This is a genomic window from Thalassobaculum sp., from assembly GCF_040219615.1.
Classification (GTDB): Bacteria; Pseudomonadota; Alphaproteobacteria; order Thalassobaculales; family Thalassobaculaceae; genus Thalassobaculum_A.
The window spans coordinates 440,857-461,766 of sequence record NZ_JAVJSE010000038.1 but is presented as its reverse complement, the minus strand read 5'-3'; the positions used below and the strand labels follow the sequence as shown (position 1 = coordinate 461,766).

Sequence of the window (20,910 nt, the reverse complement as noted above, 5' to 3'; positions counted from 1 at the left end):
GGGGAAACCCGGGTGGTCGGGCCAGGGGATCGCCGACGGGCGTCCGGTCGACCCTGGCCATGCGCCGGCGCACGCCGGCGGGGGCCGTTCGCCGGCTTCTGCCGGCGGGTTCGTGAAGCTGGTGGAGCGGGGCGGGGCGCATCAGAAATGCTCCCTGAACCAGGAGCCGACCCGGCCGGCCAGGCCGGTCGGCACCGGCTGCGGCGCCGGCGCCAGGCGCGGCGCGTCCAGGCTGGGGTCGGCGGCATAGGCGAGCAGGCCGGCGCAGGTCGCGAAGGCCGGGCCGCCGGCGGCCTCGGCCAGGCCCTGCACGCGGGTCGGCCGGCCCATGCGGATCTGCTTGTCGAGCACCAGCTGCGCCAGTTCGCGCACGCCCGGCAGCTGGCTGGCGCCGCCGGTCAGCACGACCCGGCGGCCGGCCACCCGGTCGTAGCCGCTGGCCTCCAGGCGCGAGCGCACCAGTTCGAAGGTTTCCTCGATGCGCGGCCGCACGATGCCGACCAGCAGCGACTTGGCGACGTGGTTCGGCTGGGCGTGCTCCTCCTCGCCGATGGTCGGGACGTCGATGGTCTCCTGGTCGTCCAACGGCGACGGCAGGGCGCTGCCGTACAGGGTTTTGATGCGCTCGGCGGCCAGCACCGGCGTCGACAAGCCGCGGGCGATGTCGTTGGTGACGTGATGGCCGCCGATCGGGATCGTGTCGGTGTGCACCACGTTGCCGTCGTAGAACACCGCGAAGCTGGTGGTGCCGCCGCCCATGTCGACCACCGTCACGCCGAGGTCCATCTCGTCGTCGACCAGGGTCGCGAGGCCGGAGGCGTAGGGCGACACCACCAGGGCCTCCAGGTCGAGATGGCACTGCTCGATGACCGTCGTGAGGGTGCGCACCGCGCCGGTCCCGGCGGTGACCACGTGCATGTGGGCGCCGAGGTTCTGGCCGAACATGCCGCGCGGGTCGCGGATGCCGTTGGCGCCGTCGATCGTGAAGCCGACCGGGATCGAGTGGATCAGGTCGCGGTCCTCGAGGCCCTCCAGGCTGCGCCACTGGTCCAGCACCCGGCGCAGGTCGTTGTCGCCGACCTCGTGGCCGGCGATCGAGACCTGGACCGGCACGGTCTGCGATTCCGGCCAGCCGCCGGACAGGTTGACGATCACGCCGCGCAGGGTCTCGCCGGCCATCTTCTCGGCGGCGTGCACGGCGTTCAGGATCGACGCCTCGAGCGCGTCGATGTCGACGATCTGGCCGTTCTACACGCCGCGCGAGATCTGGTGGCCGATCCCGGCGACCCGGATCGAGCCCGCCGGCACGCCGCTGGACCGCGCCAGCAGCGGGTTCGACGAGGGCTCGCCGATCCGCGCGACGAAGCAGCACACCTTGCTCGACCCGATGTCGAGCGCGGCGACCAGTCCACTTCGCGTCTTGCCGAGGGGTTTTCTCACGGGTTGTCTGTCCTCATTCGCTCTTGGTCTCTGGGCTCAGGTGTTCTTGCCGGGGGCCTTGGCGCGCTCCTCGGCGCCCGGCGGGACCCGCACGATCAGCTGGTTCGGAATGCGCAGGTCGACGGTGGTCACCTCGCGCCGCAGCACGCCGTGGTCGCGCTCCATCACCGCGAGCTGCGTCCAGGCGGCGGCGGCGCCGCTCTCCGGCAGTTGCACGTCGATGCCGCCGCCCTGCAGGTCGTCGAGCCGCACCGTCCAGCGCCGGTCGCCGACCCAGGTCAGCGCCCGCACCCGGGCCAGCAGGTCCGGCTCGCGCGCCAGCATGGCGATCGCCTCGCGGGCCCGCTCCGGCGCCCCGTCGCCGATCACGATCGGCAGGTCGGCGAACCGGCCGAGCTTGCCGTCGGTGATCACCACGCCGTCCTCGTCGACCAGCGCGAGGGCGCGGTGCCGCTGCCAGAGGGCCAGCGGCCGGCGCTCGGTCAGCGTGATGAACAGGGTGTCGGGCAGATGCCGCTCGACCCGCGCGTCCTTGACCCAGGGCAGGGTCTCGACGCGCTGCCGCACCGCGTCCAGGTCGACCGCCAGGATCGGCATGCCGCGCTCGATGCCGACCATGTCCAGCAGGGCCGCCACGTCGGTCTCGCGTCGCCCGGTGACCAGCACGTCGCCGACCGCCAGGCCGGCATCGGCGGTGATCCGGTGCAGGCCGTCGACCGCGGTGTCCCAGGCGGCCACGGCGCGGCCGGACTCGACCACCCAGCCGATCCCGCCGCCCAGCGTGGCGAGCGCCACCGCGCCGGCGGTCCAGCGCAGCGCCGGCGCCAGCCAGGCCGGCCGGGCCCGGCGGCGCGGCCGGCCGGCGGCCTTGCGCGGGGCGGCCTTGCGGGGACCGGCGATCAGTCGTCGCATCGCGCATCCTCCACCATCCGCGACACCAGGTCGGGGAACGGGATCCCGAGATGGGCGGCCTGCTCCGGCACCAGCGAGGTCGGGGTCATGCCCGGCTGGGTGTTGATCTCGAGCAGGTACAGCTCTCCGGGCCCGCCGCCGGTGTCGTCGTAGCGGAAATCGGCCCGGCTCACGCCGCGGCAGCCGAGCGACCGGAAGGCGCGGGCGGCAATGTCCATGGCCTGCCGGCGGATGTCCTCCGGCACCGGGGCCGGCAGCAGGTGGATCGAGCCGCCGGCGGAATACTTGGCCTCGTAGTCGTAGAAGCCGCGGTCCGAGGTGATCTCGGTAACCTCCATGGCCTCGCCGTCCCACACCGCGACCGTCAGCTCGCGGCCGGGCACGTAGCGTTCGACCAGCACGGCGTCGCCGAACGGCCAGTCGGCCTTGGTCGGCCGGTAGTTGTCGCCCTCGCGCACGATGTGCACGCCGACGCTGGAGCCCTGGTCGATCGGCTTGATGACGTAGGGCGGCTCGAGCGGCTCGCCGTCCTCGAAGTCGGCCAGCGTCACCACCCGGCCCTCCGGGCAGCGCAGGCCGTGGCGGGCGAACACGTCCTTGGCGGTCGGCTTGTCCATGGCCACGGCCGAGGCCCGCACGCCGGAATGGGTGTAGGGGATGCCGAGGATGTTCAGCATGCCCTGGATGTTGCCGTCCTCGCCGACCGGGCCGTGCAGCGCGTTGAACACCACGTCCGGCTTGACTGCCGACAGCTTGCCGGCGATCCCGCGGTCGACGTCGATCTCAGTCACCCGCCAGCCGGCCTGGCGCAGCGCCTTGGCGCATTCGCGGCCGGACGACAGCGACACCTCGCGCTCCGGCGACCAGCCGCCCATCAGCACCGCCACATGGGTGTCGGACCGCTTCATGCCGCACCGCCCTTCGCAGGCTTGGGTTCGCCGATCCGCCGGATCTCCCAGCGCAGCTCGATCCCGCTGGTCTCCCGGACCCGTCGCCGCACCTCCTCGCCGAGCGCCTCGATGTCGGCGGCGCTGGCGTCGCCGACGTTCAGCAGGAAGTTGCAGTGCTTCTCCGACACCTGGGCGCCGCCGATCCGCAGGCCGCGGCAGCCGGCCGCGTCGATCAGCTGCCAGGCCTTGCCGCCAGGCGGGTTGGCGAAGGTCGAGCCGCCGGTGCGGACCCGGCGCGGCTGGGTGTCCTCGCGGGCGTCGCGGATGTCGGCCATGGCCTGGGCGATGGTCTCCGGGTTGCCGGTGCGGGCACGCAGCACGGCGCTGGTGAAGATCCAGTCCTCGGGGACGCCGCAGTGCCGGTAGGACAGGTCCATGTCGTCGACGCCCAGGGTGTGGCCGTGGCCCAGCGGATCGATGGCGCGCACCGAGACCAGCACGTCCCGGATCTCGGACCCGTAGGCGCCGGCGTTCATGCGCAGGGCGCCGCCGATGGTCCCTGGGATGCCCGACAGGAATTCCAGGCCGGTCAGCCCGGCGCGCTGGGCGGTGGCGGCGACCGTGACGTCGAGCGCCCCGGCGCCGGCGATCACCCGGCCGCCGTCGACCCGCGCCTCGGCGAAGCTCTTGCCGAGCCGGATCACCACGCCGGGCATGCCGCCGTCGCGGATCAGGACGTTGGAGCCGACGCCGAGCACGGTGACGGCGATGTCGGCCGGGCGGCCGGCCAGGAAGTCGACCAGGTCGGCCTCGTCGGCCGGGCGGAACAGCACCTCGGCCGGGCCGCCGACCCGGAACCAGGTGAGCTGCGCGGTCGGGGCGTCGGCGCGGTATTCGCCGCGCACCGGCGGCAGCCGTTCGATCAGATGGGTCATGGGCTTGCGATGCCGTGGGGACGCGAGGGTGATCATCGGCCGTCTCCGCTCGCCAGGATGTGGCGGATCTGGTCGGGCAGCGCCTGGGCCCAGCCGGTGATGTTGCCGGCGCCGAGGCAGACCACCATGTCGCCGCTGCGCGCCAGCTCGACCACCCGGGCGGCCAGGTCGACCGGGTCCTGCAGCGCCACCACCCGGCGGTGGCCGCGCGCCCGCAGTCCCTCGACCAGGGCGTCGCGGTCGACCCCGGGGATCGGCGCCTCGCCGGCCGGGTAGACGTCGGCGACGATCACCGCGTCGGCGTCGTTGAAGCAGGTGCAGAAGTCCTCGAACAGGTCGCGCAGCCGGGTGAAGCGATGCGGCTGGACGACCGCGATGGTGCGGCCGTCGCCCGAGGCGGCGCGCGCCGCCGACAGCACCGCGGCGATCTCCACCGGGTGGTGGCCGTAGTCGTCGATCACGGTGACGCCGCCGGCCTCGCCGGTCTTGGTGAAGCGCCGCTTGACGCCGGCGAAGCCCTGCAGGCCGGCGGTCACCACGTCGTCGGGCAGGCCCATCTCGTTGGCGACGGCGATCGCCGCCAGGGCGTTCTGGACGTTGTGCTGGCCGTACATCGGCAGCAGCAGGCTCTCCAGCCGGCGCTCGCCGCCCTGCAGGCGGTCGGCGATCACCGCGGTGAAGCGCGAGCCGGCCGGCGTGATCTCGACGTCGATGCCGCGGACGTCGGCCTGCGGGCTGAAACCGTAGGTGACGATGCGGCGGTCGGAGACCTTCGGGATCAGGGTCTGGACCGTCGGGTGATCCAGGCACATGGCCGCGAAGCCGTAGAACGGGATGTTCTGCACGAAGGATTCGAAGGCCTTCTGCAGGTTCTCGAACGAGCCGTGGAAGTCCAGGTGCTCCGGGTCGATGTTGGTGACCACGGCGATGGTTGCGGGCAGCTTGACGAAGCTGCCGTCCGACTCGTCCGACTCCACCACCATCCAGTCGCCGGCGCCGAGCCGGGCGTTGGTGCCGATGGCGTTGATGATGCCGCCGTTGATGATCGTCGGGTCCAGGCCGGCGGCGTCGAGCACCGCGGAGACCAGCGACGTGGTGGTGGTCTTGCCGTGGGAGCCGGCGACCGCGATCGACCATTTCAGCCGCATCAGCTCGCCGAGCATCTCGGCGCGGTGGACGATCGGCAGCATGCGGCTGCGGGCCGCGACCAGCTCCGGGTTGTCGGTCTTGATCGCGGTCGACACCACCAGGATCGAGGCCTCGTCGACATTGCCGGCGTCGTGGCCGACGAACACCGGGATGCCCAGCCCCTTCAGGCGCTTGACGCTGGGGTTGTCGGCGATGTCGCTGCCCTGAACGGTATAGCCGAGGTTGTGCAGGATCTCGGCGATCCCGCTCATGCCGATCCCGCCGATCCCGACGAAATGGATGGTGCCGATGCTGAGCGGAAGCTGTCTCACGCGGCGGCCCTCCGGGCGGAACTGTCGGTGGTGGCGGCGGCCCCGTTCCGGGTCGCCGGATGGCGGGCATGGCGCTCGACCAGGTCGGCCAGCCGGTCGACGGCATCCGGCACCCCGACACCGCGGGCGGCTGCCGACATGGCCGCGAGACCGGTACGGTCCGACAGCACCTCGGTGAGGCACTCGGCCAGGGTCGCGGCGTCGAGGGCGGCCTGCGGCAGCAGGCGGGCGCCGCCGGCGGCCGCGACGGCGCGGGCGTTGGCGGTCTGGTGGTCGTCGATGGCGTGCGGATAGGGCACCAGCAGGGCCGGGCGCCCGGCGACCGTGTTCTCGGCGACCGTCGAGGCGCCCGAGCGGCAGATCAGCAGCCGGGCGTCGGCCAGCCGCGCCGGCATGTCGTCGAAGAACCGGCGGACCTCGGCGACGACGCCGATGTCGCGATAGGCCGCGACCACCTGCTCCAGCTCGATCTCGCGGGCCTGCTGCGATACGCGCAGCCGGTCGCGCAGGTCGGTCGGCAGCAGCTTCACCGCCGCCGGCACCAGATCGGCGAACACGCTGGCGCCCTGGCTGCCGCCGGTGACCAGCAGCGGGATCGGGGCATCGCCCGCCAGCATCGGATGAACCCGGTCGCGCACGGCGCGGATCGCCCCGCGTACCGGGTTGCCGGTCAGCTCGAGCTTGCGGCGGTCGGCGGCGCGCACCTTCCTGACGTCGGCGAACGACACCGCGATGGCGTCGGCGCGGGGGGCCAGCAGGCGGTTGGCGCGGCCGAGCACCGCGTTCTGCTCGTGCAGGACCACCGGCACGCCGCGGGCCGAGGCGGCCAGCACGGTCGGCACGCTGGCATAGCCGCCGAAGCCGACCACCACCGACGGGGTCAGGCTAGCGATAAGGCGCCGCGCCTCCAGGTAGCCGAGTACCAGCTCGCCGACTGCCCGGACCTTGGCCAGCACGCCGCGGCCGGCGATGCCGGCGGCGCGGATGCGATGCACCTCGAGCGGGCCGCTCTCGGTCTCGAAGGCGGTGCCGCGGCGGTCGGTCACCAGGCCGACCCGATGGCCGCGCGCCAGCAGGGCCTCGGCCAGGGCGCGGGCCGGGAACACGTGGCCGCCGGTACCGCCGGTGGCGAGCAGGACGAGACCGCTCATGGCAGGTCCTCTCCGCCGAAGCGCTTGCGGGTCAGGGCCAGCGCCATGCCCATGCCGAGGCCGAGCGCCAGCAGCGACGAGCCGCCGTAGCTGACGAACGGCAGGGTCATGCCCTTGGCCGGCATCAGGTGCACCGACGACGCCATGTGGATCAGCGCCTGCAGGGCGAACTGGGTGAGCAGGCCGGTGGCGGCCAGCAGCACGAACAGGCTCTGCTCGCCCAGCAGCCGGGCATAGCCGCGCAGCACGACGAAGGCGTAGAGCGCAATGATCACCAGGCAGGCAATGCCGCCGAACTCCTCGCCGGCGACCGCGAAGATGAAGTCGGCATGGGCGTCCGGCAGATAGGCCTTCACCGTGCCCTCGCCGGGTCCGGTGCCGATCAGCCCGCCGTTCATGAAGGCCTCCAGCGAGCGGTCGACCTGATAGCTGTCGCCGGCCGACGGATCGAGGAACCGGTCGATCCGACTGGAGACGTGCGGGAACAGGAAATAGGCGCCGATCAGGCCGACCACCCCGACGGCGATGAAGCCGACCACCAGGATCATCGGCAGTCCGGCCAGGAAGAACTGTCCGAACCAGATCGCCGACACCACCACGGTCATGCCGAGGTCGGGCTGCGACAGCAGCAGGGCGGCGGTCATCAGGTACAGCCCGATGGCGATGATGTGGCCCGGGAACGCGTCGTCGCGCCGCCACTCCGCGAACATCCAGGCGGTGACCACCGCGAAGAACGGCTTGGCGAACTCGCTCGGCTGGATCGTGAAGCCGCCCAGCGAAAGCCACCGGCTCGCCCCCTTGATCTCCTGCCCGACCAGCGGCACCAGCAGCAGCATGACCACGGTGGCCACGAAGCCGAGCACCGCCATCCGGCGGATCTGCAGGGGCGGCAGCAGCGAGACCCCGACCATCACGCTCAATGCGACCGGCATGATGAGGAACTGGCGCTGCACGAAGTGATAGGCGTCCAGGCCGATGCGCTCGGCGACCGCCGGGCTGGCGGCCAGGATCAGCAGCGCGCCGATCAGCACCAGCAGGAACAGCGCGCCGAGGGTCCAGCGGTCGACGGTCCACCACCACTTGCCGAACACGCTGGTATCGGTGCGGGCGATCGCGCTCATGACGCCCTCCGCTCGCGGTCGCCGTCGCCGTCCAGCAGGTCCTGCACCAGCGCCCGGAAGCGGTCGCCGCGAGCTTCGAAGTTCGGGAACTGGTCGAACGAGGCGGCGGCCGGGGACAGCAGCACGACCGCGTCCGGCCGGCCGTCGGCACGGGCGTCGAGATGGGCCTGGCGGACCGCCATCTCCAGGGTCCGGCACAGGGCGGTCGGGCAGCCGTCGCCGATCTGGCGCGCGAAGCTGCCGGCCGACTCGCCGATCAGATAGGCCTTGCGGATCCGCGGGAAGTAGGGGGCGAGGGAGGAGACGCCGCCCTCCTTCCCGCGGCCGCCGGCGATCCAGTAAATCGCGCTGTAGCAGGCCAGCGCGCGGGCCGCCGCGTCGGCGTTGGTGGCCTTCGAGTCGTTGACGTAGAGCACGCCGTCGGCCGCGGCGACCCGCTCCTGGCGGTGCGCGAGCCCGGGGAAGCCGCGGATACCGTCGGCGATCGCCTGCTGCCGGAGGCCCAGGGCGGCGCAGGCGGCATAGGCGGCGGCGGCGTTCTGGGCGTTGTGATCGCCCGGCAGCGCCGGCGCCTCGGCCAGCACGAGCACGGTCTCGGGCCGCCCGGAGCGGGCATCGACCAGTTCGCCGTCCTCGGCGTAGACGCCGCCGACCACCGGCCCTTCGCCGGAGACGTCGACGACCCGGCGGCCGTCGCGGCGCAGCCGCTCGGCGACGTCGCGCGAGATCGCGTCGTCGCAGCCGATCACCGCCAGGCCGCTCGGGGTCTGGTGCGCGAAGATCCGGCGCTTGGCGGCGACATACCCCGCCAGGTCCCCGTGCCGGTCGATATGGTCCGGGGTGACGTTCAGCCAGACCGCGACCGTCGGCGCCAGCGACGGGGTCAGCTCGAGCTGGTAGGAGCTCAGCTCCAGCACGATGACGCCGTCGGCGCCCGGGTCGTCGAACTCCAACGCCGGACGTCCGAGGTTGCCGCCGACCTCGACCGGCACGCCGGCGCCGGCCAGGACATGGCCGATCAGCGCGGTGGTGGTCGACTTGCCATTGGTCCCGGTGATCGCCACCAGCCGGCGGTCCGGCAGGGCGCGCAGCAGCAGCTCGACGTCGCCGATGATCGGCACGCCGGCCGCCTTGGCGGCGGCCGCCACCGGATGCGGTTCGGGGTGGGTGTGCGGGATGCCGGGCGACAGCACCAGGGCGTCGACGCCGGCCAGGCCGCGGGCCGCCAGGTCGGCGACGGTGACGCCCGGGGTCGAGTCCAGGGCGGCGCGCCGCTCGGCGCTGTCGTCCCAGGCCAGCACGCTGGCTCCGGCGGCGGCGAGCGCCCGCGCGGCGACGGCCCCGGACTTGCCGAGGCCCATCACCGCATAGACGTGGTCGCGCGCGAAGCCGAGGGTCACCATCGCGTCACCTCAGCTTCAGGGTCGCGAGGCCGATCAGCGCCAGGATGAAGGCGATGATCCAGAACCGGATGACGATCGTGGGCTCCTGCCAGCCCTTCTTCTCGAAGTGATGGTGCAGCGGGGCCATCCGGAAGACCCGGCGGCCGGTCAGCTTGAACGAGGCCACCTGGACGATCACCGAGACCGTCTCCAGCACGAACAGCCCGCCGATGATGGCCAGCACCAGCTCGTGCTTGGTGACGACGCTGATGGCGCCGAGCGCGCCGCCCAGCGACAGCGAGCCGGTGTCGCCCATGAACACCATGGCCGGCGGCGCGTTGAACCACAGGAACCCGAGGCCGGCGCCGACCATGGCGCCGCACAGCACGGCCAGTTCGCCGGCGCCCGGGACGTGGTGGATCTGCAGGTAGTTGGCGAACACCGCGTTGCCGGACAGGTAGGCGATCAGCGCGAAGCAGCCGCCGGCGATCATCACCGGGACGATCGCCAGGCCGTCCAGCCCGTCGGTCAGGTTCACTGCATTGGAGGCGCCGACCATCACGAACACCGCGAACGGCACGAAGAACCAGGACAGCTGGATCAGCAGGTCCTTGAAGAACGGCACCGCCACGCCGAAGGTCAGCGGCTCGGCCACGGTCGCCGAGATCCCGAGGGTGGCGGCCGTGCCGATGGCGATCTGGAAGGCCAGCTTCAACCGGCCGGGCAGGCCCTTGGAGTTGCGGCGGGTCAGCTTCAGCCAGTCGTCGCCGAAGCCGATGGCGCCGAACCCGATGGTCACCAGCAGCACCGCCCAGACATAGGGGTTGGCCAGGTTGGCCCACAGCAGGGTGGAGACGCTGAGCCCGATCAGGATCAGCAGCCCGCCCATGGTCGGCGTGCCCTTCTTGGTCAGCAGGTGGCTCTCCGGCCCGTCCTCGCGGATCGGCTGGCCGCCGCGCTGCCGGCTCTTCAGCCAGCGGATCAGCGACGGCCCCAGCACGAAGGCGATCAGCAGCGCGGTCATGGTGGCGCCGCCGGTCCGGAACGTCAGGTACCGGAACAGGTTGAACATCTGGTGCTGGTCGGCGAGCGGGGCGAGCAGGTTGTAGAGCATCGGTTCAGCCCCCGTTGACCGCGTGCCGCGCCGGCACGGCGAGCGCCTCGAGGGCGGTCACGATCGCCTTCATCCGCATGCCGAGCGAACCCTTCACCAGCACCACGTCGCCCGGGCCCACCGCGGCGGCGACCTTTGCCGCGAGGTCCTCGGAACGGTCGGCGTGACCGGCAACCAGGCCGGTCGGCAGCGTCACCGCGAGCGAGCGCATCTGCGGGCCGACCAGGAACACGACGTCGGGGGCGGCCGCGGTCACCGCCGCGGCGAGGCCGCGATGGGCGGCCGGCGCGCCTGCACCCAGTTCCAGCATGTCGCCGAGCACGGCGATCCGGCGGCCGCCGGTGGCCGGGCGGGTGTCGGCGAACACCGCGAGTGCCGCCCGCACCGCCGGCGGGCTGGCGTTGTAGCTTTCGTCGATCAGGGTGAGGGCGCCGCCGGGCAGGTCCAGGCGGACCTGGCCGCCGCGGCCGCGCATGGCCGCGACTTCGCCCAGCGCCGCCATGCCGGTCGCCGGGTCCAGGTCGAGGGCGAGCAGGGTGGCGGCCACGCCCAGGCTGTTCAGTGCCCAGTGCCGCCCGATGCCCCCGACCGTCCAGGCCAGCCGCCGACCGGCGACTTCGGCCTCGACGCGGGTGCCGGCGGCGTCGGACGAGGCGGCCAGCAGCCGCACGTCGGCGCCGGCGCCGGTGCCGAAGGTCACGACCCGGCCGACCCCGAGGCGCGTGGCGTGGCCGGCCAGCCGGTCGAACTGGCTGTTGTCGCGGTTCAGCACCGCGGCGCCGCCCGGCTCCAGCCCCTCCAGGATCTCGGCCTTGGCGTCGGCGATCTGCCCGATGCCGGTGAAATACCCGGCGTGGACCAGCTCGACATTGGTGATCAGCGCGGCATGCGGGCGCACCAGGCGGGCCAGCGGCCGGATCTCGTCCGGATGGTTCATGCCGAGCTCGAACACCGCATGGGCGACGGTCGGCGCGAGGCGCGCCAGCGACAGCGGCGCGCCGATGTGGTTGTTCAGGTTGCCCTGGCTGGCCTGGGTCGGGCCGTAGGCCGCCAGTGCCGCGGCAAGCATCTCCTTGGAGCCGGTCTTGCCGACGCTGCCGGTGACGGCGGCGATGCGGGCCGACGATCGGTCGCGGGCGGCCCGGCCGAGGGCGGCGAGGGCCTCCAGCACGTCCGGGACCAGCAGCAGCGGGGCGTCGTCGCCCAGCCCGTCCGGGCGGCGCGCGACCAGGGCCGCGGCGGCGCCTGCCTGCAGCGCCTGGGCGACGAAGTCGTGGCCGTCAACCCGCTCGCCCGGCAGCGCGACGAACAGGTCGCCGGGACCCGCCTTGCGGCTGTCGATCACCACGCCCGCCGCGGTCCAGTCGCGGCCTAGCGGCCGGCCGCCGGTCGCGGCGACGGCGGCGTCGCGGGTCCAGAGGGCGGTCATGCGGGATCTCCCAGGCGAGCTGCGGCGGCCTCGCGGGCCACCGTGGCGTCGTCGAAAGGACGCTTCTCGCCCTTGATTTCCTGCCCTTGCTCGTGCCCCTTGCCGGCCAGCATCAATACGTCGCCCGGGCCGAGCCGCAAGACGGCGGTGCGAATCGCCTCGGCGCGGTCGCCGATCTCTTCGCCGCCGGGGCAGGCCGCCAGGGCGGCCGCGCGAATCGCCGCCGGATCCTCGGAGCGCGGGTTGTCGTCGGTCACGATCGGCCGGTCCGCCAGCCGGCCCACCACCGCGCCCATCATCGGCCGCTTGCCGGGGTCGCGGTCGCCGCCGCAACCGAACACGCACCACAGCCTGCCGCGGGTGTGCGGCCGCACCGCCTGCAGCACGGTCTCCAGCGCGTCGGGGGTGTGGGCGTAGTCGACATACACGGCGGCGCCGTTGTCCAGCACCGCGACCCGCTCCATGCGGCCGCGCACGCCGGCCAGCCGGCCGAGTGCCGCGACCGCGGCGTCCTGCGGGGTACCGGTGGCGATCACCAGGCCGAGGGCGGCGAGCGCGTTCCAGGCCTGGAAGTCGCCGACCAGCGGGAGGTCGACGGTGTAGGCCCGGCCGAACACGATCAGGTCGAGGGTCTGGCCCTCCGGCGTGGCGGTGCGCCCGGCCAGCCGCAGCTCGGCGCCCGGGCGCCGGCCGTAGCCGACGATCCGGTGGCCGCGCCGCCCGGCGACGGCGGCGAAGGACTGGTACTCGGCGGAGTCGACGTTCAGGACCGCGGTGCCGCCGGACACCATCACCCGGTCGAACAGCGCCAGCTTGGCGACCCGATAGGCGTCCATCGAGCCGTGGTAGTCGAGATGGTCGCGGGTCAGGTTGGTGAACGCCGCGGCCTTGACGCGCACGCCGTCCAGCCGCGACTGGTGCAGGCCGTGGCTGGACGCCTCCATCGCCGCATGGTCGACGCCGCGGTCGGTCAGTCCCTTCAGCACCGCGTGCAGGCGGATCGGGTCCGGGGTGGTCAGGCTCGGGCCCTCCGGCTGGCCTTCGACGATCAGGCCGAGGGTGCCGAGGCTGGCCGCCTTGGCGCCGGTCAGCGCCCATAGCTGGCGGGTGAACTCGGCAACCGAGGTCTTGCCGTTGGTGCCGGTGACGGCGACCACGGTCTCCGGCTGCGCCGCGAAGAACCGGGCCGCCAGGCGGGCCAGCCGCCGCCGTGGCTCGGCGTCGGCGACCAGCGGCACGCGGCCGCGCACCCGGGTCTCGGCGTCCGGCGTGGTCAGCACCGCGCAGGCGCCGCGCGCCAGCGCGTCGTCGATGTAGCTGCGGCCGTCCAGCTTGCTGCCGGGCAGGGCGGCGAACAGCCAGCCGGGCCGGACCTCGCGGCTGTCGGCGGTCATGCCGGCCACGTCCGGATCGGCGCCGGCGAGGATCGCCGGGCTCATGGTGCGGCCGTCGAGAAGCTCAGAAAGACGCAAGGCGCTTACCTCCCTCGGCCGGCAGTTCGATCATCAGATCGCGGCGAATCTCGGGCGATTCCGGGTCCACCGGCGCCACACCGAGGAGAGGGGCCGACCGGGCGATGACACGGCTGACGGCCGGAGCCGCCACCCAGCCGCCGGTCGCGTAGCCGAAGGTCTCTTTCGTGCCCTTCGGCTCGTCGACCATGATCAGCACGACGAAACGCGGGGCCTGCATCGGGAAGGCGGCGACGAAGGACGAGATCAGCGACTTCTGCCGATAGCCGCCGCGCCCGCCGGCCTTCTCGGCGGTGCCGGTCTTGCCGCCGACCAGGTAGCCGGGCGTGTCGGCCTTGCGGCCGGTGCCTTCCTCGACCACCAGCCGCATCAGCTGGCGCATGCTGTGCGAGGTCTTCTCGGAGACCACCCGCTCGCCGCGCGCCGGGATGTCGGTGGCGAGCAGTGTCGCCGAGTACCGGATGCCGCCGTTGATCACGGACGCCACGCCGCTGACCAGGTGCATCGGGCTGACCGACAGGCCGTGGCCGAAGGCGATGGTCATGGTGTTGATCGGCCGCCAGGGGCTCGGCACCATCGGCCGGCCGCGCTCCGGCAGCTCGATCGCGATCTCGCGCAGCATGCCGAGCTTGGCCATGAAGGCCTTCTGTCCCTCGGTGCCGACGTCGAGCGCCATCTTCACCGAGCCGATATTCGACGAGTACTTGAAGATCTCGGGAACCGACAGCCACCGCGCCTTGGCATGGTCGTCGTTGATCGTGAACCGGGAGATCCGGATCGGATGGGTCGCGTCGTAGCCGCTGCGCATGGTCGCGGTGCCGCTGTCCAGCGCCATCGCCGTGTTGAAGATCTTGAAGGTGGAGCCCATCTCGTAGACCCCGAGCGTCGCCCGGTTGAACAGGGCGTCCGGATCCATCCGGCCCGGGATGTTCGGGTCGAAGTCGGGCAGCGACACCAGGGCGACGGTCTCGCCGGTCTCGACGTCCATGACCACGCCGGCGCCGCCGATCGCGTTGAACGTCGCGATCTGGCGGGCAACCTCCTCGCGGACGATGTGCTGGACCCGCAGATCGATCGACAGGCGCAGGGGTTCCCGGCCGCCGCGCAGCACGTCGTCGAAGCTGCTCTCGACCCCGGCGATGCCGCGGTCGTCGACGTCCGTGAACCCGACCACATGGGCGGTCAGGCTGCCCTGCGGGTAGATCCGCTTCCACTCGTCCTGGAAGTGCAGGCCTGGAATCCCAAGGCTGTTGACCTCCTGCTGCTCGCGCGGGGTCAGGTTGCGCTTCAGCCAGACGAAGCGCCGGTCGGAGGCCAGCTTGACGGCGGTCTCGGCCGGGTTGATCCCGGGCAGGACGGTGGACAGCCTGAAGGCTGCGTCCTCGGCGTCCAGCACCTCCTGCGGGTCGGCGTACAGCGACGGGGTGCGCAGCGAGGTGGCGACCAGCAGGCCGTTGCGGTCGACGATGTCGGCGCGGCCGACCGCCAGCCGGGCGTCCGGCGAGACGGTCGCCACGCCGGGCTCGTTGTGGTCGCGCAGGGCCGACAGCTCCACGACCCGGACGCCGACGGCGGTGAACGCCAGGGCCATCAGGCAGCCCGCCAGGATCAGCCGGTTGCGGCCGGTCTCGATCGCCTGCTTGGCGTGGCCTTCCAGCCGGACGGTCTCGGCACGGGGCCTCATCGGCGGACCTCCCGGGTGAACGTGACGGGTCGGCCGACCGGCAGCGGCGGCAGCCCGGCGAGGGTCGGGGCGATGGCGTCGACCGGAAGTGCCGGATCGTCGCCGGGACCCGGCAAAGGCAGGCGCATCGGCAGCATCTCGACCGAGCCGAGGCGGCGGGTGTCCAGCGGGACGAGGTTCAGGTGCCGGCGGACCAGCGCCTCCAGCCGGTCCGGCCGGTTCAGGTAGCTCCACTCGGCCTCCAGCACGTGGATCGCCTCCTGGCTGGCCAGGATCTGGCGGTGCAGGGACGCCAGCTGCTCCTCGCGCTGCTGAACCTCGTGCTTCACCAGGAACAGCGCGACACCGAGACAGGTGGCGATCAGGAACCAGAGAACCGTCGACCGGCGCATCACGCGACCTCCCCGGCCGGCCAGGCCGGTGCATCGGTGCGCTCGCCGACCCGCAGGCGGGCCGAGCGGGCGCGGGGGTTGCGAGCGGATTCCTCGTCGGTCGGCGCGATCGGCCGGCCGGTCAGGATCCGGAAGGTTGGGCGCGGCCCTTCGGCCGGACCGGCGATGGCGGCGGCGGCGTGGCGCGACGGCCCGGCGGTCTTCCCGGCGCGCTTGCGCAGGAAGGTCTTCACCCGCCGGTCCTCGAGGGAATGAAAGGAGACCACGGCCAGCCTGCCTCCCGGGGAGAGCAGCCGTTCGGCGGCCTCGAGGCCGTGGTCCAGTTCGTCGAGCTCGCGGTTCACATGAATGCGCAGCGCCTGGAAGGTGCGCGTTGCCGGGTCGATCCCGCCCTGCTTGGAGGACGGCACCACCCGGCGGACGATCTCGGCCAGTTGGCCGGTCCGCTGGATCGCGCCGTGCGCCCGGGCCGCGACCAGCGCCCGGGCGACCCGGCGCGCATAGCGCTCCTCGCCCAGGTGGAAGACGATGTCCGCGAGCTCCTGCTCGCTGGCCTTGTTGACGACGTCGGCGGCGCTCGGGCCGGCCTTCTCCATCCGCATGTCGAGTGGGCCGTCGAACCGGAACGAGAAGCCGCGCTCGGCCTCGTCGATCTGCGGCGACGACACGCCGAGGTCGAGCGCCACGCCGTCGACATGCTCCGCGCCGGCCGCGGCGACCAGGCGGTCCATGGCCCCGAACCGGCCCTCGATGGCGATCAGCCGGCCGCTGGCCGCGGCCGCCATCACGCCGGCCCGCGCCACCGCCTCGGGGTCGCGGTCGATGGCGTAGACCGTGCAGTTCGCAGCCGCCAGCAGGGCCCGGGTATAGCCGCCGACGCCGAAGGTGCCGTCGACGTAGCGGCCGCCGTCGCGCGGCGCCAGCGCCTCGATCACCGGCGCCAGCATGACCGAGACGTGGAGGTCGGAGGCGGGAAGGGCGGCGGCGCTCATCGGCCGCCTCCGCCGCCGTCGGTGCTGGACACCAGCCGCAGGGTCGCGCCGGACCGCCGGGCCCGCTCGCGCGCCTCGGCGCGATGCGCCTCGTAGGCGGCCGGCTCCCAGATCTGGAAGCTCTTGCCGAGGCCGACGAACATCGCGGTCTCGCCGAGCCGGGCGAAGTCCGCCAGGTCCTTCGGCAGCATCACCCGGCCGTCGCCGTCGACCGTCAGGCGGACGGAGTCGGCCAGGATGGTCTGCAGGTTCTCGGCTTCCTCGGAGAATGCGTCGAGCGCGTCGATCGAGGCGGCGATCTGTTCGATCCGCTCGTCGCCGCAGCCTTCGATGCAGGGGTGCTTGAACGACGGGTACAGGATGACCCCGGCCGACCGCTCCTGCTCGAGGGCGGCGCGAAAGGTCGCCGGGACGGACACCCGCCCCTTCTTGTCGACCCTATTCGCGAATGTGGACAGGAACACTGCCACCGCTGCCCTCGCGTGCCGGCTAACCGGCCCTTGTCATCGACCTCGCGGCCCGATCGCCCTCCTCGTCCCCGACCAGCGGCCGGACGATCGCCCCGGCCCGGCGAACGGTGCGGCGTGGGATCGAGCCGCCCGTTCATGGGATAGCATGGGATATCATGGGACCAGGTGGGCGTCAACGGGACGAGCCTGTCATCTCTTGGGGTGCGAGGGTGAAAACCGGGTTTCGCCGTCGTTCCCGAAGTGGTCGGAAGAACACGCAATGCGTCTGAAAAGATCCGGCAGGAACAGTCGCTTGGATTTACTGTTCATGTAATGTTCTCAATTCGGCCGGGAACCACAGGCCGGCCCGGGCGTTCCGGACGCGCCGCGGGCCGTCCGGTGCCCGCTGATCCAAGGGAGTGCATCGATGACCAAGTCCCCCGTCGCCCGCCGCCTCGCCCTCGCGATGGCGACGGCGCTGGTCCTGGGGCCGGCGCTCGCGGCCTGCACGAACACCATCGAGGGCCTGGAGAAGGACAGCCGCAAGGTCTTCGGGACCGAGGGCGGCAGCCCGTCGACCGGCCAGAACCCGAGCGCCTCGAACGCCAAGACCGGTACCTGGAAGAACCCGGAATAGGCGGTGCCGCCGGCGAAAGCCGGGATCAGCCGTCGCCGGCCCAGATGCCGCGGCGCGCGTTGCGGGCCTTCCGCTCGGCGCGGACATAGCCGGCCGGCGCATCCGGCGTCGCCCGGCCGCCGCCGTTGAACAGAACCACCTCGGACAGGTCCCAGCCGTCGACCTCGCAGCGGTACCGCTCGCCGGCGGCGGGCCGGCAGCGCGCCTCGCGGTCGCCGATGTAGTCGTTCATCGCCTGCACCGCCGGACCGTCGGTCCCGGAGACGCCGAACAGGCGCAGGCGCCGGCCGGCGACCTCGACGGTCCCGGTGTCGATGACCTGGGCCGGGCCGGTGATCGCCGGCTTGTCCTCCAGGGCGGCGACCGGCATCCCGGCCGATCCGCCGTCGCCGCGCAGCGCCTCGACCATGAAGGCGTGCCATAGCCGGGCCGGCAGCCCGCCGCCGGTGACGTCCTTCATCGGCCGGCCATCGTCGTTGCCGACCCAGACCCCCACCACCAGGTCCCCGGCGAAGCCGACGAACCAGGCGTCGCGGTTGTCCTGGGTGGTGCCGGTCTTGCCGTAGGCCGGCACCGACAGGCCGGCCGCCCGCCCGGTGCCCTCGTCGACCGCCGCGCGCAGCAGGCCGAGCATCGCCGCCCGCGGCCAGGTGGCGGCGTCGGCCGGGGGCGGCGCGGCCGCCAGTTCCGTGCCGCTGCCCGTGACCAGGCTCTCGACGATGCGCGGGCGGACCGCGGCCTTGCCGGCACGGACCGCGGCGAAGGCGCCGGTGATCTCGGCGAGCGACACTTCGCTGGTACCGAGCGCCAGGCTCGGGTTGGCGGCGAGCGGGCTGTCGATTCCCATCGAGCGGGCCAGCCGGATCACCCGGTCGCGGCCGACCTGCTCCTGAAGCCGGACCGACGCGGCGTTGTAGGAGTGGGCGAACGCCTCGCGCACGGTCACCGTGCCGTGGAACCGGCCGGAGTAGTTGGCCGGGCTCCAGTCGCCGACGGTCACCGGACGGTCCTCCAGCCGGTCCTCTGGCCGAACCCCGGCTTCCAGGGCGGCGAGGTAGACGAACAGCTTGAACAGCGAACCTGGTTGCCGGCGGGCCTGGACCGCCCGGTTGAACTCGGAGGCGCCGTGGTCGACGCCGCCGACCACCGCCAGCACCCCGCCGTCGGGCCGCATCGCGACCAGGGCGGCCTGCCCGGCGCCGGCCTTCGCGCCCTGGTCGGCGAGGAACTGCCGGACCAGGGCGGCCGCCGTCGCCTGCAGGCCGGGATCGATGGTGGTGCGCACCGCGACCGAGCCGGATACCTCTCCGAGGGCGGTACGCGCCTCGGCGGCCGCCCAGTCGGCGGCCCAGGCGGTCGCGGCCGGCGGTACCGGCGGCTCCGCCAGCACGGCAGGCGCGGCCTTGGCGGCGGCGGCCTGCCCGGGGGTTGCGGCCCCGGTCTCGACCATGGCGTCGAGCACCAGGGCGGCGCGGCGCCGGGCGGCCTCGAGGGACGCGGTCGGTGCGGTGCGGGACGGTGCCTGGGCCAGCCCGGCCAGCATTGCCGCCTCGGCCAGGGTGACTTCGGCGGCAGGCTTGCCGAAGTACCGCCGGGCGGCGGCATCGACGCCATGGGCACCGGCGCCGAGATAGATGGCGTTCAGGTAGCGCGTCAGGATCTCGTCCTTGGACAGGTGGTGCTCCAGCCAGAGCGCGATGACCGCCTCCTGGGCCTTGCGGACCAGGGATTTCTCCGGCGTGAGATAGGTGTTCTTGACCAGTTGCTGGGTCAGGGTGCTGCCGCCCTCCCGCCAGGCCATCGCGGCGAGGTTGGCGGCCGCGGCGCGGGCGATCCCGATCGGGTCGATGCCGGGATGGCCCCGGAACCGGCGGTCCTCGTAGGCGACGAAGGCGGCGGGCAGGTGGGCCGGCAGGGTCGACAGCTCGACCGTTCCGGCTGGACTGACGCCACGATGGGCCAGCGGCCGGCCGTCGCGGTCGAGGATCGCCAGGGCCAGCCGGTCCGGTTCGCGGAAGCTGCCCGGCAGCGGCAGGGTCCACAGCAGTATGAGCAGCGCGACGGCACCGAGCGCCAAGGCACCGGCCGCGATCAGGCCGCCGCGGACCAGCCCCCGGGTCAGCCGCGGCCGGGTGGCGAAGAAGCGGATCGGATGCATTCGGCGGGCCTCGCGCGCGGTTGGCGCGGGAGGAACGCCCCCGGAGCTTCGGAGGTTGCGCGGGCCGGACGGTCCCGGCGCAGGCTCAGGCGGGGGTCCGGCCGCGGCAGCCCGGGCGCTCCAGCGCCGTCGCCTCGGCCCGGTCGGCCTCGGCCGCCGGCACCACGGCGATCTCGTACCGGCGACGGATCTTCGCGTCGTGGTCCAGCTCGTCGAAGTTGCGCCGGAAGTCGCTGACCCGGGTGCGGCTGCCCAGCACGGTGTCGATCCGGTCGCCGTCCTCCGACATCGGCAGCAGCAGCCGGGTGAAGCGCGAGCGCTTGGCGGTATTGTCGTTGGTGAAATACGTGGTGTGGTAGCTGATGCGCCGGTGGAAGGCGACGTCGGCGAACCGCTCCTGGGTGAAGCGGTAGAGCTCGCCTTCGAACAGGTCCTCGAAGGTCCGCCCGGTCATCGGGTAGCCCTGCTGCTCGTCGATTTCGGTCCCGCACAGCCGGTAGCGGAAGTGCGGCGGGAGCGGGTTGACGTCGACGATGAACAGGCGCGGCAGCAAGCCGGGATGGTCGAGCGGATCGAAATCCGATCGGGAAGGCATCTCGCGTGCGCCGCGGGCCGAGAGCCACCAGTCGAACAGCGCCCGGTGCTCGGGGTCGGCGATCATGTCCATAAGACCGCCCATGACCGCAGCTTCGCCGGACCATGGTTAAGATCCGATTAAGGTCCCGCGCGGAGCGGTCGGGGTGCCGATTGAATCACGGATCAGACGGTCTGTAAGCCGGGTTCTGTTCCCGCCGCGGTGTCCCGGTCGCCCGGGACCTGCCGGCGGGTGACGGCCATTCATCTGGGACGGTCGTTGCCGACCGCCTCGCGCGACCTACCCGGACGACGACGCTGGAACGCGTCTGCCGCCGGCCCCGTTTCCAGGACCGCGGCCGGCCATCCCTATTCGGTCTTGCTCCCGGTGGGGTTTACCCTGCCACCGCCGTTACCGGCGGCGCGGTGCGCTCTTACCGCACCCTTTCACCCTTGCCTGCCGGATCTGGACCGAGGTCCGGGTCGGGCGGGCGGTTTGCTTTCTGTGGCACTTTCCCTGGGGTCGCCCCCGCCGGGCGTTACCCGGCACCGTGTTCCCGTGGAGCCCGGACTTTCCTCCCGCCCCGGACACCCGAAGGGCCGGGACCGGCGGCCGTCCGACCGTCTGATCCGTGGCCAGGACTTAGCATGCGGGCGACGCCGGTCAAGTCGCGTGCGCGATCGGCGCCCGGGATGCGGATGGGCACCGCCTGGCCTAG

18 protein-coding genes, 1 other RNA gene and 1 pseudogene are annotated in these 20,910 nt (G+C 72.8%); 1 reads left to right on the top strand and 19 read right to left on the bottom strand.

The genetic code is table 11. The features are described from left to right. Positions 1–141 precede the first annotated feature (141 nt). From ftsA to mraZ, 16 genes and pseudogenes are all read right to left on the bottom strand, one after another. Entirely contained in the window at positions 142–1,239 is a 1,098-nt protein-coding gene (gene ftsA / locus RIC31_RS20950; protein WP_350112598.1) for a cell division protein FtsA, read from the bottom strand. A gap of 9 nt (positions 1,240–1,248) precedes the next feature. Further along, positions 1,249–1,440 carry a hypothetical protein gene (locus RIC31_RS20945; protein WP_350112315.1) on the bottom strand — a complete coding sequence of 64 codons (192 nt, stop codon included), beginning with the start codon at positions 1,438–1,440 and terminating at the stop codon, positions 1,249–1,251. Between the two features lie 36 nt (positions 1,441–1,476). Next, the gene (locus RIC31_RS20940; protein WP_350112312.1) at positions 1,477–2,352 is read right to left on the bottom strand and encodes a cell division protein FtsQ/DivIB; all 876 of its coding nucleotides are present in this window, start codon (positions 2,350–2,352) and stop codon (positions 1,477–1,479) included. After that, positions 2,340–3,260: a D-alanine--D-alanine ligase gene (locus tag RIC31_RS20935; protein ID WP_350112309.1), complete on the bottom strand. Its 921-nt coding sequence runs from the start codon at positions 3,258–3,260 to the stop codon at positions 2,340–2,342. The genes RIC31_RS20940 and RIC31_RS20935 overlap by 13 nt, the downstream gene beginning before the upstream one ends. Continuing rightward, a complete protein-coding gene (gene murB, locus RIC31_RS20930; RefSeq protein WP_350112306.1) occupies positions 3,257–4,213 on the bottom strand; it encodes a UDP-N-acetylmuramate dehydrogenase in 957 nt (318 codons plus the stop codon). Before murB ends, RIC31_RS20935 begins: the two co-directional genes overlap by 4 nt. Beyond that, positions 4,193–5,637, bottom strand: a pseudogene (gene murC / locus RIC31_RS20925) (UDP-N-acetylmuramate--L-alanine ligase); the annotation flags it as partial. The gene murB and the pseudogene murC, both read right to left, overlap by 21 nt. Beyond that, a complete protein-coding gene (gene murG / locus RIC31_RS20920) occupies positions 5,634–6,788 on the bottom strand; it encodes an undecaprenyldiphospho-muramoylpentapeptide beta-N-acetylglucosaminyltransferase (RefSeq protein ID WP_350112300.1) in 1,155 nt (384 codons plus the stop codon). The pseudogene murC and the gene murG, both read right to left, overlap by 4 nt. Further along, positions 6,785–7,909 carry an FtsW/RodA/SpoVE family cell cycle protein gene (locus RIC31_RS20915; protein WP_350112297.1) on the bottom strand — a complete coding sequence of 375 codons (1,125 nt, stop codon included), beginning with the start codon at positions 7,907–7,909 and terminating at the stop codon, positions 6,785–6,787. The genes murG and RIC31_RS20915 overlap by 4 nt, the downstream gene beginning before the upstream one ends. Continuing rightward, positions 7,906–9,312, bottom strand: a complete 1,407-nt coding sequence (gene murD, locus RIC31_RS20910) for a UDP-N-acetylmuramoyl-L-alanine--D-glutamate ligase (protein WP_350112294.1) — start codon at positions 9,310–9,312, stop codon at positions 7,906–7,908. Before murD ends, RIC31_RS20915 begins: the two co-directional genes overlap by 4 nt. 4 nt (positions 9,313–9,316) lie before the next feature. Further along, positions 9,317–10,405 (bottom strand): phospho-N-acetylmuramoyl-pentapeptide-transferase, encoded by a 1,089-nt coding sequence (mraY, locus tag RIC31_RS20905; RefSeq protein WP_350112291.1) that lies wholly within the window; start codon positions 10,403–10,405, stop codon positions 9,317–9,319. 4 nt (positions 10,406–10,409) lie between these two features. Beyond that, the gene (locus tag RIC31_RS20900) at positions 10,410–11,834 is read right to left on the bottom strand and encodes a UDP-N-acetylmuramoyl-tripeptide--D-alanyl-D-alanine ligase (RefSeq protein ID WP_350112288.1); all 1,425 of its coding nucleotides are present in this window, start codon (positions 11,832–11,834) and stop codon (positions 10,410–10,412) included. Next, positions 11,831–13,306 carry a UDP-N-acetylmuramoyl-L-alanyl-D-glutamate--2,6-diaminopimelate ligase gene (locus RIC31_RS20895; protein ID WP_502990138.1) on the bottom strand — a complete coding sequence of 492 codons (1,476 nt, stop codon included), beginning with the start codon at positions 13,304–13,306 and terminating at the stop codon, positions 11,831–11,833. The genes RIC31_RS20900 and RIC31_RS20895 overlap by 4 nt, the downstream gene beginning before the upstream one ends. Next, positions 13,293–14,990, bottom strand: a complete 1,698-nt coding sequence (locus RIC31_RS20890) for a peptidoglycan D,D-transpeptidase FtsI family protein (protein ID WP_350112286.1) — start codon at positions 14,988–14,990, stop codon at positions 13,293–13,295. Before RIC31_RS20890 ends, RIC31_RS20895 begins: the two co-directional genes overlap by 14 nt. Beyond that, on the bottom strand, positions 14,987–15,382 hold the full coding sequence (gene ftsL, locus RIC31_RS20885) for a cell division protein FtsL (protein ID WP_350112283.1): 396 nt from the start codon (positions 15,380–15,382) through the stop codon (positions 14,987–14,989). The genes RIC31_RS20890 and ftsL overlap by 4 nt, the downstream gene beginning before the upstream one ends. Further along, positions 15,382–16,374, bottom strand: coding sequence for a 16S rRNA (cytosine(1402)-N(4))-methyltransferase RsmH (gene rsmH, locus RIC31_RS20880; RefSeq protein ID WP_350112280.1), 993 nt, complete (start codon positions 16,372–16,374; stop codon positions 15,382–15,384). Before rsmH ends, ftsL begins: the two co-directional genes overlap by 1 nt. Next, positions 16,371–16,844, bottom strand: a complete 474-nt coding sequence (gene mraZ, locus RIC31_RS20875) for a division/cell wall cluster transcriptional repressor MraZ (RefSeq protein WP_350112276.1) — start codon at positions 16,842–16,844, stop codon at positions 16,371–16,373. Before mraZ ends, rsmH begins: the two co-directional genes overlap by 4 nt. Before the next feature lie 406 nt (positions 16,845–17,250). Between mraZ and RIC31_RS20870 the strand changes: the two genes are divergently transcribed. After that, the gene (locus tag RIC31_RS20870; protein ID WP_350112273.1) at positions 17,251–17,460 is read left to right on the top strand and encodes a hypothetical protein; all 210 of its coding nucleotides are present in this window, start codon (positions 17,251–17,253) and stop codon (positions 17,458–17,460) included. A 25-nt stretch (positions 17,461–17,485) separates the two neighbouring features. Here RIC31_RS20870 and RIC31_RS20865 read toward each other — a convergent pair whose 3' ends face one another. The 3 genes from RIC31_RS20865 to rnpB all read right to left on the bottom strand — a co-directional run bounded on the left by RIC31_RS20865 (position 17,486) and on the right by rnpB (position 20,820). Beyond that, on the bottom strand, positions 17,486–19,618 hold the full coding sequence (locus tag RIC31_RS20865) for a PBP1A family penicillin-binding protein (protein ID WP_350112270.1): 2,133 nt from the start codon (positions 19,616–19,618) through the stop codon (positions 17,486–17,488). Between the two features lie 85 nt (positions 19,619–19,703). Continuing rightward, positions 19,704–20,297, bottom strand: coding sequence for a PAS domain-containing protein (locus RIC31_RS20860; RefSeq protein ID WP_350112265.1), 594 nt, complete (start codon positions 20,295–20,297; stop codon positions 19,704–19,706). 76 nt (positions 20,298–20,373) lie between these two features. Then, positions 20,374–20,820, bottom strand: an RNA gene (rnpB, locus tag RIC31_RS20855) — RNase P RNA component class A. Between the last annotated feature and the right edge of the window lie 90 nt (positions 20,821–20,910).

Coding starts and splice junctions, on each gene's coding strand:
- RIC31_RS20940 (WP_350112312.1), bottom strand. CDS start 2,352: ATGCGACGACTGATCGCCGGTCCCCGCAAGGCCGCCCCGCGCAAGGCC.
- RIC31_RS20935 (WP_350112309.1), bottom strand. CDS start 3,260: ATGAAGCGGTCCGACACCCATGTGGCGGTGCTGATGGGCGGCTGGTCG.
- murB (WP_350112306.1), bottom strand. CDS start 4,213: ATGATCACCCTCGCGTCCCCACGGCATCGCAAGCCCATGACCCATCTG.
- murG (WP_350112300.1), bottom strand. CDS start 6,788: ATGAGCGGTCTCGTCCTGCTCGCCACCGGCGGTACCGGCGGCCACGTG.
- RIC31_RS20915 (WP_350112297.1), bottom strand. CDS start 7,909: ATGAGCGCGATCGCCCGCACCGATACCAGCGTGTTCGGCAAGTGGTGG.
- murD (WP_350112294.1), bottom strand. CDS start 9,312: ATGGTGACCCTCGGCTTCGCGCGCGACCACGTCTATGCGGTGATGGGC.
- mraY (WP_350112291.1), bottom strand. CDS start 10,405: ATGCTCTACAACCTGCTCGCCCCGCTCGCCGACCAGCACCAGATGTTC.
- RIC31_RS20900 (WP_350112288.1), bottom strand. CDS start 11,834: ATGACCGCCCTCTGGACCCGCGACGCCGCCGTCGCCGCGACCGGCGGC.
- RIC31_RS20890 (WP_350112286.1), bottom strand. CDS start 14,990: ATGAGGCCCCGTGCCGAGACCGTCCGGCTGGAAGGCCACGCCAAGCAG.
- ftsL (WP_350112283.1), bottom strand. CDS start 15,382: ATGCGCCGGTCGACGGTTCTCTGGTTCCTGATCGCCACCTGTCTCGGT.
- rsmH (WP_350112280.1), bottom strand. CDS start 16,374: ATGAGCGCCGCCGCCCTTCCCGCCTCCGACCTCCACGTCTCGGTCATG.
- RIC31_RS20870 (WP_350112273.1), top strand. CDS start 17,251: ATGACCAAGTCCCCCGTCGCCCGCCGCCTCGCCCTCGCGATGGCGACG.
- RIC31_RS20865 (WP_350112270.1), bottom strand. CDS start 19,618: ATGCATCCGATCCGCTTCTTCGCCACCCGGCCGCGGCTGACCCGGGGG.
- RIC31_RS20860 (WP_350112265.1), bottom strand. CDS start 20,297: ATGGGCGGTCTTATGGACATGATCGCCGACCCCGAGCACCGGGCGCTG.